We start from the raw sequence: 11,824 nt of genomic DNA on the forward strand, positions 1-11,824 counted from the left end.
ATATCAGATTAAGTTTACCAAATAAATCCCATTTTTTCCATTTGATTGGACTTTTCTTTTTAAAGAAATGAATCGGTAATAACAAAGGTAATTAAAAAAATATTCTAAGAACACTTGCCTATTTTTTTAAAAAAAGGTAGTATATTAAAAATAAATGAGAATTGTCAAACTATTTAAAGGATTGATGTCAATGACAAAGCAACAAGTAACAGAGGCCCCGACCATGTATGATCCCTCATTTGAGAAGGATGCATGTGGTATGGGCTTTATTGCTCAGATGGAAGGCAACGCTTCACATCAATTGGTGAAGCATGCACTAACGATGTTAGAACGAATGAACCATCGTGGCGGAACTGGTGCAGAACCTGAAACTGGTGACGGTGCAGGAATTTTAGCGACAATTCCAGACAAATTTTTTCAACGAGAAGCAAAAGCGGCAGGGGCAATATTACCTGATCGTGGTCAATATGCGGTAGGAATGTTCTTTTTACCCGCGGATGAAAAACACAAAAACGGTTTGCAGCAGGCACTTGTAAAAGAAATCGAAGCTGCGGGCTACTTAGTTTCTTGGCAGCGGGATGTTCCATTTCAATATGAAAATTGCGGACCGGGCGCTCAAAAGGTCATGCCCAGCTTTGTGCAATTATTCATAAAGCGGCCGTTAGAGGTTCAGACGGATCGTGATTTTGAAGATCGCATGTATCGGTTACGCCGCAAGTTAGAAAAAACGTATCACTCGGGGGAAATGGCGATCTGCAGTCTTTCCAGCAAAACGATCGTTTATAAAGGAATGCTGCATGCCTATCAAGTCGGAATCTTTTATGATGATTTGCAGGATGAGGATTTTGCGGCAAGTATCGCAGTCGTACATTCTCGTTTCTCTACTAACACTTTTCCAAGTTGGGATCGGGCGCAACCCTTCCGTTTCTTAGCTCATAATGGAGAGATCAATACGCTGCGCGGTTCAGAAAATTGGATGAAGAGTCACGGTATCGAGGTTTATAACGAAGAAGATTCTGACTCTGCTAAGTTAGAAAACTGTATGGAGTATTTATATCGCAACGGTCGTGATATTCCTCACGCATTGATGATGATGGTCCCAGAGGCGTGGTCAGAAGAGGCCGGCTTAGGGGAAGAAATGACTGCTTTTCAAGAATACAATGCTAGTTTTATGGCGCCATGGGATGGACCAGCGGCATTGTGTTTCACAGATGGAGAAATGGTTGGAGCAACTTTGGACCGGAACGGCTTGAGGCCTTCCCGCTATTCAATTACTAAAGACGGTTTCGTTCAAGTGGCTTCAGAATCTGGCGTAGTCGATTTTGCACCCTCGAATGTGATTGAAAAGGGTGTTTTGGGACCGGCGAATATGATCCTAGTTGACACTATTGCCGGAAAATTTTATCGCAATCAAGAAATCAAAGAAAAGTATGCAAAAGCGCATACCTATAAAGAGTGGTTAGCCGAAAATCGGATTGAATTGTCACAGCTTGCTGAAACTGAATTCAAAGATACGGCAATGACTCAAAAAGAATTACAAAGAATGTGGAAATTAAATGGTTATACCGACGAGATTATTCGCGGGGCGCTATTACAGATGGCGGAAAAAGGTGAAGAGCCGGTACTTTCAATGGGCTATGATTCGCCCTTAGCAGTTTTGAGTGATCAACCGCAATCGCTCTTCACATATTTTAAACAGCAATTTGCGCAAGTGACCAACCCGCCGATTGATGCGATTCGCGAGCAATTGGTAATCGGGACAGAGATGTTTTTAGGGCGTGATGGCGATATTCGAGTAGATGATGCTCATAACTGTCAGAAGTTAAAAATTAAGAGTCCCGTTCTTAGTACGGCTGATTTTCTAAAAATTGCTCAGCTAAATACTAAAGAGCAAAAAGCGGTAACTATCTCAACGTTATATTCAATCGGCAGCCACAATGCATTAGAAGACGGCTTGGAACACATGTTTAAAGAGGCGGAATCCGCAATCGACAATGGCGGAACGATTTTGATTTTAAGTGATCGCGGTTCAGAACAAGCAAAAATGGCGATGCCGATCTTATTAGCTGTATCCGGATTGCACAATCATTTAGTGCGAAAGGGAAAAGCTTCATTGGCAAGCCTGGTGGTTGATTCCGCAGAGGTTTGTGAGGTTCACCATTTTGCGACTTTGATTGGTTATGGTGCCAGTGGGATTCATCCTTATGGTGCGTATGCCACGCTGAACGATTTCACCATTGAAAATGGCTTAGAAAATTATCGTAAAGCGGCCGAAAAAGGGATCGTGAAAGTGATGTCTCGAATGGGGATTTCAACGATTGCTGGGTACCATGGCGCGCAATTGTTTGAGGTAGTTGGAATCAGTCAGCCTGTTACAGATAAATATTTCACGGGAACAGCTAGTCGTATCGGCGGGTTATCATTGCATCAAATTGGGGAAGAATACTTGCAGCGTCATCAATTGGCGTATGGACCGCAGCAAAATGATCTGCTGGCTTCAGGCGGAAGCTTCCAGTATAAGGCAGACGGCGAACATCATTTGTTCAATCCAAAGACGATCTATAATTTCCAACAAGCGGTCCGTGCAGGCGATTACCAATTGTTTAAGCATTATGTCGCGGAAATGAACCAAGAGGCGTTAGACGAACCAACGAATTTACGCGCGCTGTGGGAGTTCAAAAATGAACGACCTTCAGTAAAACTATCCGAAGTAGAACCGGCTAGTAAGATCGTGAAACGATTCAAAGTTGGAGCGATGTCATATGGTTCATTAAGTGAAGAGGCGCATCAATGTATTGCGGAAGCCATGAACAGCATCGGCGCTAAATCCAATAGCGGTGAAGGCGGAGAAAATCGCAAACGATTCAAACCACAGGCGGACGGCAAAAACTTCAATAGTAAAATTAAACAAGTTGCTTCTGGTCGTTTTGGGGTAAATGCGGAATACTTGATGAGTGCGGAAGAATTACAGATCAAAATGGCACAAGGCGCGAAACCAGGTGAAGGTGGACAATTGCCGGGGAATAAGGTTTTCCCTTGGGTAGCAGAGATTCGCGGCTCCACACCGGGTGTACGATTGATTTCACCACCGCCGCACCATGATATTTATTCGATCGAAGATTTGGCGCAATTGATTTATGACTTAAAAGCGATTAATCCGTATGCGAAGATCAATGTCAAGTTGGTTTCGAGTACAGGTGTTGGTACGATTGCCACTGGTGTAGTAAAGGCTGGGGCAGATGTTGTCGTGATTTCTGGCTATGATGGCGGAACGGGCGCTTCGCCGCGAAACTCGATTCGTGATGCGGGCTTACCATGGGAAATGGGTGTTGCTGAGGCTCATCAAACATTAGCAATGAATAATTTACGTCAACGAATGACGTTAGAGACCGATGGAAAGCTGATGACTGGTCGCGATGTTGCGATGGCGATCCTACTTGGTGCAGAAGAATATAGTTTTGCTTCGCTGGCTTTAGTTGCGATCGGCTGTGTAATGATGCGTGTCTGCAGTTTGAATACTTGTCCGGTGGGTGTGGCAACACAAAACCCGGCATTGCGGAAATTCTTTGTCGGCAAACCGGAGCACTTGATCAACATGATGTATTTTATAGCGGAAGATTTACGAGAAATTATGGCTGAATTAGGCTTCAGAAGTATCGATGAAATGATCGGTCATACAGAAGTCTTGGAACCGCGCTTTATTGCAAAAGGCAAAGCCAAATCACTAGATTTCTCACGGATCTTATCGACGAGTGTCGGCATCGAACGTAAAACGGAAGATCCATTCAAAGAAAAACGTGAATGGCCTGAGTTGGATCATTTCGCTGAAGGTGCCATCAAAAATGGTGAGCAGGTGGAAATGGGTTATCCAATCAATAACGTTAATCGAACAGTCGGTGCGCGAATGGGTGGCTGGATCGCAGAGCGTTTTGGCAACTATGAGCTGACACCAGGTCAAATCAAATACACCTATACGGGGATCGCGGGGCAAAGTTTTGGCTCCTTTATCACGCAAGGAATGGAATTGAAATTGATCGGTGAGGGCAATGACTACGTGGCTAAAGGTTTAAGCGGAGGACGTGTGATTATTGTACCGCCCAAAGATGCCGCCTATGATGTCAAAAATTCGCCAATCGTCGGAAATGTGGTCTGCTTCGGTGCAAATCGCGGGGAAGGCTATTTCCGTGGAAAAGCCGGCGAACGTTTCTGTGTCCGTAATAGCGGGGCGAATGTTGTTGTCGAAGGTGTCGGTGATCATGGCTGTGAATACATGACCGGTGGTGTTGCAGTTATCTTAGGTCCAACGGGGCGGAATTTCGCCGCTGGGATGTCCGGTGGTGTTGCGTATGTCTATGATCCAACCGATACTTTTGCTGACAAATGCAATTTGGAAATGGTTGACCTCTTTAAATTGGGTGAAACTGGTGAAGATGCAGTCTTGAAGGAAATGATCGAGAAGCATTTAGCTTACACTGACTCAGTAAAAGCAGCTGAATTATTAAATGATTGGGAAAATGCCCAAAAACATTTTGTTAAAGTATATCCGCGGGAATATCACGAGATGGTTCGTGTGACGGAGGAATTAGCGAAGACAGGTTTATCTGGTGAAGAATTGATCGAGAAAGCCTTCGTCGAAGTGATCGGCGAACAAACGGTACCGGCTGGAAAGGGGCGTGGCTAACATGGCAGATCCATTTGGCTTTTTAAAATATCCGCGTAAGGACAATCCTTATCGACCAGTCGATGAACGAGTTCAGGATTGGGAAGAATTACAAACGCCGCTTAGTCTCGAGGAACGCAAAGAACAAGCAGCTCGCTGTATGAACTGTGGCATTCCATTTTGCCATACTGGTATTTTTTACGGTGGTAAACGAGCAGTCTCAGGTTGTCCTAATGACAACCTGATTCCTGAATGGAACGATTTTGTTTTCCGCGGTGATTTTAAGAACGCATTTGATCGCTTGGCGAAAACCAACCCATTACCAGAAATGACGGGTCGAGTGTGTCCAGCACCGTGCGAGAAATCTTGTACTGAAGGATTAAACGGTTCAGGTGTAGCAATTCATGATAATGAACGCTTTATTATCGATAATGCCTTTGAAAACGACTGGGTCAAAGCAGACGGGCTGCCGAATGAACGGACAGACTTTAAAGTGGCGATCATCGGTTCGGGTCCGGCTGGTCTTTCCGCGGCATGGCGCTTAAATCAACTAGGACATCAGGTAACAGTTTACGAACGTAGTGATCGTGCCGGCGGCCTGTTGATGTATGGGATTCCTAATATGAAATTGGATAAAGAAATCGTTCAGCGTCGAATCGATGTGATGGAGGAAGTCGGTATCACCTTCGTTTTGAATACTGAGGTTGGAGTAGATATCACGGCAAATGAATTACAAGATCGTTATGATCGGGTCGTTATTGCTAGTGGTGCCAGTGTTCCTCGTGATTTAAAAATTAATGGACGTGAGTTGCATGGCATTCAGTTTGCGGTGGACTATTTAACTGACTGTACCAAAGAGGTCTTGCAGCATGGGAAAAAGGTAGTCGATAAAAAATTAGCAGGAAAGCATGTGATCGTGATCGGCGGGGGAGATACAGGGAACGACTGTATTGGTTCTGCGATTCGCCAAGGTGCTGCTTCTGTTAAACAATTGGAGATTACCCCTCAATTACCGGCAAGTCGTACAGACAATAATCCGTGGCCAGAATATTCGATGATTAATCGTCAAGGGTACGGACAAGCAGAGGGTGCTGTGGGAAATCCGGAATTAACAGCCTATAACACCTCGACAACAGCTTTTATTGGTGCTGAACGGGGTCAAGTGATTGCGATTGAAACAACGGAAGTCGATAATCGGTTCCAGCCAATCAAGGGAACTGAGAAAACGTTAAAAGCCGATTTAGTTCTATTGGCGATGGGCTTCACAGGAGCCGAGAAGAATTTATTAGATGCTTTCAATGTACAAGAGATTTATGAAGATTACACCACGAATAATGAAAAAGTTTATGTAGCTGGGGATGCCAGACGGGGGCCAAGTCTTGTGATTTGGGGAATTCGCGAAGGACGAAAAGCTGCAGAAAATGTGGATCAACTGTTGCGATCATTGATTCATCAATAAAAAAACGGATGCCAAAGTTCTGGCATCCGTTTTTGCTATTTTTTTACAGGAATAATGGGTAGTGATACATCGTCCAATTCGTCATAAAGGGTATCGGGTGTCCCATTTTTTGTTTTGATCAATAAATGATAGCCGTATTGATCTTGAATCGCTAGTTTTTGCTCACTTAGCTCAATGAGCTGGTAGATGATGGCGCTGCCATCTAGAATAATTGAAAGATCCGGGTAAATCGTAATGGTGTGATGTCTGTGTTCTTTCGGATGAGTGAACTCCCAAGAACCGACATAAATGCTATTTAGGTCCTTCGCTTCACGTTTGCGAACAAATTTTGAACTCACTGCTGCCACACCGAGCGACGTCGCGCTGAGGAAGACGGGCCATTTCAATCTCATCAAAAAACTCCTTTCTCAATTTAACGGATACAATTTTCAAAAAAACAGTGTTTTTTCGAGCCGAAGGGCTTTTCCGTTAAATATCCTTCACCTAGTCCTATTTAGGGATAATCAACTTTCTCCGAAGAAACTGAAAAAGCATTACTGAAATCCTTTCACACAGGCTTTGTTATACTATATAATAAAGTCTGTCATCTTTCCATCAGGCTTAAGGACTATTTAACTTTTTTTAGAAGGATTTTGATAAAAAATGAAGTATTCAGCAATTCACTTGGCTATTTTTATTGAAAGAAGCAATCGGTTTATCGCTCGCTGTCGATTAGTGGAGACAGGCGAAGAAATTATTACCCATGTAAAAAACACAGGACGTAGCAAAGAATTACTACTGCCTGATACCCTGGTGTCTGTAAATCATCAGCCATCAGAAAAACGCAAAACGGCTTATGATTTGATCGCGGTCAAAAAAGGGGAGATGTGGATCAATATTGATTCGCAAATACCAAATGCACTAGTAGCTGAGGGGATTTTAGCTGGCAAGGTTCAATTACCAGATTTAAAAGGCTCAATTAATTATTTAAAACGAGAATACACCTTTGAACATTCGAAATTCGATATTTATTTTGAAACGGATCAGCAGGAAAAAGGATTCGTAGAAGTGAAGGGTATGACATTGGAAAATCACGGGATAGGTGCTTTTCCTGATGCACCGACAGTGAGAGGACTGAAACATGTAGAAGAACTGCGATTAGCCCAAACCATGGGCTATCACTGTTATGTCTTATTCGTAGTACAATTTCCGGTGATTTCAGCAGCCACGATACACCGTGAGATGCAGCCAGCGCTTTATGAAGCAGTGGGTAAGGCTGAGGCAGACGGCGTACGGATTTTAGCGTATAATTGTGAGGTAGATCAGGAGACTATTTCGATCAAAGAGGCTGTTCCCTTTGATTTGAAACAAAAATTTATTGATCCAAATCAATGAAAGGCGGAAAAAGCATGATTAATTTAGGTATCATCGGCACAAATTGGATCACCGATCAATTTGTTCAAGCAGCACATGAAACAGGGAGTTACCAGTTAGCCGCAATTTATTCACGACGTTTAGAGACGGCACAAAAGTTTGGTGAAAAATATGGTGATGTTGAATATGCGACAAATCTGGATACTTTTTTCGGTATCGAACATTTGAATACAGTCTACATTGCTTCACCAAACAGCTTGCATTTTGAACAAGCGAAGCAAGGAATTTTAGCTGGAAAAAATGTTATCGTAGAAAAGCCGGCCTTTTCAACACCTAAGGAAATGGATGAAATTATTGAACTAGCGAATCAGAAAAAGGTCTTTTTCTTTGAAGCAGCCCGTAATATTCATGAGAAAGCCTTCAAAGTAGTAGCTGATTTTCTACCGATGAAGGACCAGATCATTGGTGCGGACTTCAGTTTTATGAAATACTCTTCACGCTATGATCAAGTGTTGGATGGTCAAGAACCCAATATTTTTTCACCTCATTTTTCAGGAGGAGCATTAGCGGACTTAGGCGTATATCCAATCTATGCCGCCTTGGCTTGGTTTGGTATGCCGAAAGAAAGCATTTATTTTGGACAAAAAATTTCGACCGGTGTTGATGGAATTGGAACGGGTATTTTGCGTTATGAAAATTTTGACATCACTATTCGAACAGGCAAGATCGGTGACAGTTTCCAACAATCAGAAATTTATCTGGCAAATGGAACGCTGGTACTGAATGCAGTCAATTCGATCGATGAGGCAATTTTCCATGATCGTAATCATCAACGCAGAGAAAAACTAAACGTTCATCAATTGGAAAATCCGATGGTGGAAGAAGCAGCAGAGTTTGCACAAGTAATCTTAAATCCAACCGATCGCAAGTTAGGTACCGATTATGAAGCGTGGGTTGAATTGTCCCGTAACGTGAACCAAGTAATTTATGATATGCGAAAAAGTGCGGGCATTATTTTTGATGCCGACGAGAAATAGAGGAAATTATGAATAATCAGGATTTTGTCCCATTTTTACAAGAAAATTGGAACGAGGCAGGCTTTCAAAAACCTGCATTGATCCAATCAAAAGTATATACACCAATTATCGAAGGCGCCAATCTTGTTGGGATTGCTCCGACCGGCAGCGGCAAAACGCTGGCTTATTTATTGCCGCTAATCAATCAACTTGAGGCAGGTAAGCCTAGTCAGGTTTTAATCTTAACTTCTTCACAGGAATTGGCGATGCAAGTGGTTGAAGTGGCTCGTAAGTGGTTGGCTGGTTCAGGCATGAAAGTACAGCCTTTGATTGGTGGCGCCAATGTAAAACGGCAACAAGACGCACTAAAGAAAAAACCAGAACTATTGATTGGTACTCCAGGCCGTGTCTTAGAATTAATCACAGCTAAAAAAATCAAAACACCAAACATCAAAACCTTGGTCTTTGATGAGGTCGATCAACTAATTCAAGGGCAAAGTCTGCAACTGATTCAAAAAATTCTGAAAGCCAGCGATAACGACGCTCAGCATCTATATTTTTCTGCCACGGCGGATACTGTTTTAGATGAATTGAATAATTTTGAATCTGATTTATTGGTAATAGATGTTTCAAAGGAAGACGATAGCCAAGGTGAGGTACAGCATTTCTATTTGGAAACCAGCGATCGAAAAAAAGTCGACCAATTACGCCGTCTGCTGAATCTGCCTGCTTTTTGGGGAATGATTTTCTTTAATCAGTTAAGCGATATGGGAAGTGCCGAGGAAAAATTACTTTTCCATCATTTACCGGTTGTGAGTCTTGCGTCAGATCAATCAAAAATGTCTCGTAAAAGTGCGATCGAACAATTCAAAAAGCATCAAGCGTTAGGGTTGTTGACGACAGATTTAGCCAGTCGCGGATTAGACATTGAGTCTTTGCCATTTGTGATTAATGCGAATGTTCCATTGAGTGAAGAGAGCTACCTGCACCGTGCAGGACGCGTAGGACGAATGGGGAAAACGGGAGTGGTGATTACTTTTGTCACACCACAAGAAAAAACGGATTTAACTAAAATAGCTAAGAAACTTAATTTGACGTTAGCACCGATCTATTTATTCGGAGGAGAATTACTAACGGAAGAACCGATAAAGCAAAGTGATCCCAAAAAGAAGAAAAGCAAAAAGAGTAAAGGGAAAAGACGTAAATAAGTCTTTTCTTTTTTTTTAGTAGATTAATCGAGTCCATCATGAACGAAAATGATTTGAATTCTTAGATGAGAAAAATTCATTAATTAGTAACAATTGACGAGCGCTTTCTTTTCTTTATTTCGGCTAACTTCATTAAATTTAAGTTAGCCATCTTGCTAAAATAAGTTAAAATCGCTACAATGATATAGGCATGTTCTCGTAGCTCAGTAGGATAGAGCGATCGCCTCCTAAGCGATAGGTCGCTGGTTCGATTCCAGTCGAGAACATAAAATACCCACTTAGAAAATTTTCTAAGTGGGTATTTTTGATTTCATTAAGCCCAATCACCATTTCTGAAGATAGGGACTTTAGTTCCATCTTTACGAATGCCGTCGATATCCATCTGTGCAGATCCCACCATGAAATCAACATGGGTTTGGCTGCTATTTAGACCAGCATCAGCTAATTCCGTTTTAGACATTTCAGTTCCGCCCTCAACGCTGAAAGGATAAGCGGCACCAAGTGCTAAGTGGTTCGACGCATTTTCATCAAAAAGCGTATTAAAGAATGTAATTCCCGATTGAGAGATAGGTGAAGGATCTGGGACTAAGGCAACTTCTCCCAGATGTTTGGCGCCTTCGTCGATATCTAATAATGAGGCCAAGACATCGGCACCATCTTTCGCAGAAAACTCCACAACTTTTCCATCTTTAAAAGTGAATTTCATTTCGTTTAGGGTTGTTCCAGCATAACTCAATGGTTTTGTACTAGTAATGACGCCATCAACGCGATTGCGATCGGGTGCAGTGAAGACTTCTTCTGTCGGCATGTTAGCCATAAACTCTTTGCCATCTGCAGCAAAACTGCCAGCGCCTTCCCAAACATGATTTTCTGGTAAACCAATCACGATATCTGTGCCAGGAGCAGTGTAATGAAGGGCATAAAATTGTTCTTTGTTTAAACGTTCAGCTTGTTCACGCATCGTTGCGTCGTGTTTTTCCCAAGCCTTGATGGGATCATCTGCATAAATGCGTGTGGTCTTGAAGATTTCATCCCAAAGTTTATCAACCTGTTCTTCTGTTGATGTTAGTTCAGGAAAAACCTTCTGTGCCCAAGCGGGACTAGAAGCGGCTACGACTGTCCAACGCAATTTGTTCGATTGCGTGGCCTCCATTATGGCTTGCAAGGCTTTTCCTCGTGCTGATTGGAAGGCAGCTACGCGCTTTGTATCTACGCCCAACAAGGCATCTGGATTTTGCGAAACAATGCTGATTCGAGTTACGCGTTTTTCAGCAAACGTATTTGCCTCATCCACCTTATAGGCGGGAACTTCATTGATCCGATCGTCTGCGGCATGGCTCAAAAACTCTCGTTGGATTTCGTCATCATTCCACTGAACGATAACCTCTGCGGCACCTAATTGGTAAGCTTCCTTTGTGACAAGTCGGGCCAAGGGTGCTTGTTCAACACTGGCATAAACGACAACTGTGTCTTCTTTTTGGACATTTACACCAACGGTTGCAATCAAGTGAGCGTATTTTTTTAACAATGTATCAAAATTAGGTAAGACCATTCCTATCCCTCCGTTTCGTTAATCTCATTCTAGCATTTCTTAGATTTTCTCAAAAGAAAATGCGTTCAAAAAAAGATGCACCAAATAGTCTTGGTACATCCTTGAGCTAAATCAAGCCACTGCTTCAGCAACTTTCTTTGCGAAGGCTTCTAAATTCTCAATGTCTTCTTCCTCTGCTGCCATCTCAACCTTTACACTGTCGGCCCCGCGAGTTGCGCCAGTTTTTTCAAAGGCTGCATCGAAGTCATCAACAGATTTACAGTATTGATCGTAAAAGGTATCCCCTGAACCGCAGACGCCGAAAATTTTTCCGCTTAGATCTAGCTCTTGCAGATCTTCATAAAAGTCAACGATTTCATCAGGCAGATCGCCTTCACCATAGGTATATGTTACAACGACACAAATATCCGCGTCTTGAAAATCTTCCGCCTCGACTTGTGTACATTCATCGATTTCTACTTCAAAATCCAGATTTTCGAAAGCTTCAGCGACAATGTCGGCGATTTCTTCGGTATTTCCAGTCATACTGGCATAAACGATTTTTGCTAATGTCAAAAAAATTCCTCCTTAGCTTTA

At 42.6% G+C, this 11,824-nt stretch carries 8 protein-coding genes and 1 tRNA gene; 6 read left to right on the plus strand and 3 right to left on the minus strand.

Going from position 1 to position 11,824, the window contains the following annotated elements; genetic code table 11:
- Positions 1 to 184 precede the first annotated feature (184 nt).
- Positions 185 to 4,681 (plus strand): glutamate synthase large subunit, encoded by a 4,497-nt coding sequence (gene gltB, locus I585_RS18660; RefSeq protein ID WP_371198567.1) that lies wholly within the window; start codon positions 185 to 187, stop codon positions 4,679 to 4,681.
- A 1-nt stretch (position 4,682) separates the two neighbouring features.
- Positions 4,683 to 6,119 (plus strand): glutamate synthase subunit beta, encoded by a 1,437-nt coding sequence (locus tag I585_RS18665; protein ID WP_010740471.1) that lies wholly within the window; start codon positions 4,683 to 4,685, stop codon positions 6,117 to 6,119.
- Between the two features lie 35 nt (positions 6,120 to 6,154).
- Here the strand turns inward: I585_RS18665 and I585_RS18670 are convergent, their stop codons facing one another.
- Positions 6,155 to 6,511 carry a DUF4828 domain-containing protein gene (locus I585_RS18670; protein WP_010740470.1) on the minus strand — a complete coding sequence of 119 codons (357 nt, stop codon included), beginning with the start codon at positions 6,509 to 6,511 and terminating at the stop codon, positions 6,155 to 6,157.
- 250 nt (positions 6,512 to 6,761) lie between these two features.
- Between I585_RS18670 and sfsA the strand changes: the two genes are divergently transcribed.
- The 4 genes from sfsA (at position 6,762) to I585_RS18690 (ending at position 9,962) form a co-directional block, all read left to right on the plus strand.
- Positions 6,762 to 7,493, plus strand: coding sequence for a DNA/RNA nuclease SfsA (sfsA, locus tag I585_RS18675; protein ID WP_010740469.1), 732 nt, complete (start codon positions 6,762 to 6,764; stop codon positions 7,491 to 7,493).
- A gap of 14 nt (positions 7,494 to 7,507) precedes the next feature.
- Complete coding sequence (locus I585_RS18680; RefSeq protein WP_010740468.1) at positions 7,508 to 8,509, plus strand: Gfo/Idh/MocA family protein; 1,002 nt, start codon at positions 7,508 to 7,510, stop codon at positions 8,507 to 8,509.
- Between the two features lie 8 nt (positions 8,510 to 8,517).
- The gene (locus I585_RS18685) at positions 8,518 to 9,696 is read left to right on the plus strand and encodes a DEAD/DEAH box helicase (protein WP_010740467.1); all 1,179 of its coding nucleotides are present in this window, start codon (positions 8,518 to 8,520) and stop codon (positions 9,694 to 9,696) included.
- A 192-nt stretch (positions 9,697 to 9,888) separates the two neighbouring features.
- Positions 9,889 to 9,962 (plus strand) — tRNA-Arg (locus I585_RS18690).
- Between the two features lie 47 nt (positions 9,963 to 10,009).
- On the opposite strand, the gene I585_RS18695 is transcribed toward I585_RS18690, so the two are convergent.
- Both I585_RS18695 and I585_RS18700 read right to left on the minus strand, forming a co-directional pair.
- On the minus strand, positions 10,010 to 11,248 hold the full coding sequence (locus I585_RS18695) for an aminopeptidase (RefSeq protein WP_010740466.1): 1,239 nt from the start codon (positions 11,246 to 11,248) through the stop codon (positions 10,010 to 10,012).
- A gap of 111 nt (positions 11,249 to 11,359) precedes the next feature.
- Complete coding sequence (locus tag I585_RS18700) at positions 11,360 to 11,803, minus strand: flavodoxin (RefSeq protein ID WP_010740465.1); 444 nt, start codon at positions 11,801 to 11,803, stop codon at positions 11,360 to 11,362.
- Positions 11,804 to 11,824: the final 21 nt, after the last annotated feature.

It is taken from the genome of Enterococcus malodoratus ATCC 43197 (assembly GCF_000407185.1).
In the GTDB taxonomy this organism is placed as follows: Bacteria; Bacillota; Bacilli; order Lactobacillales; family Enterococcaceae; genus Enterococcus_A; species Enterococcus_A malodoratus.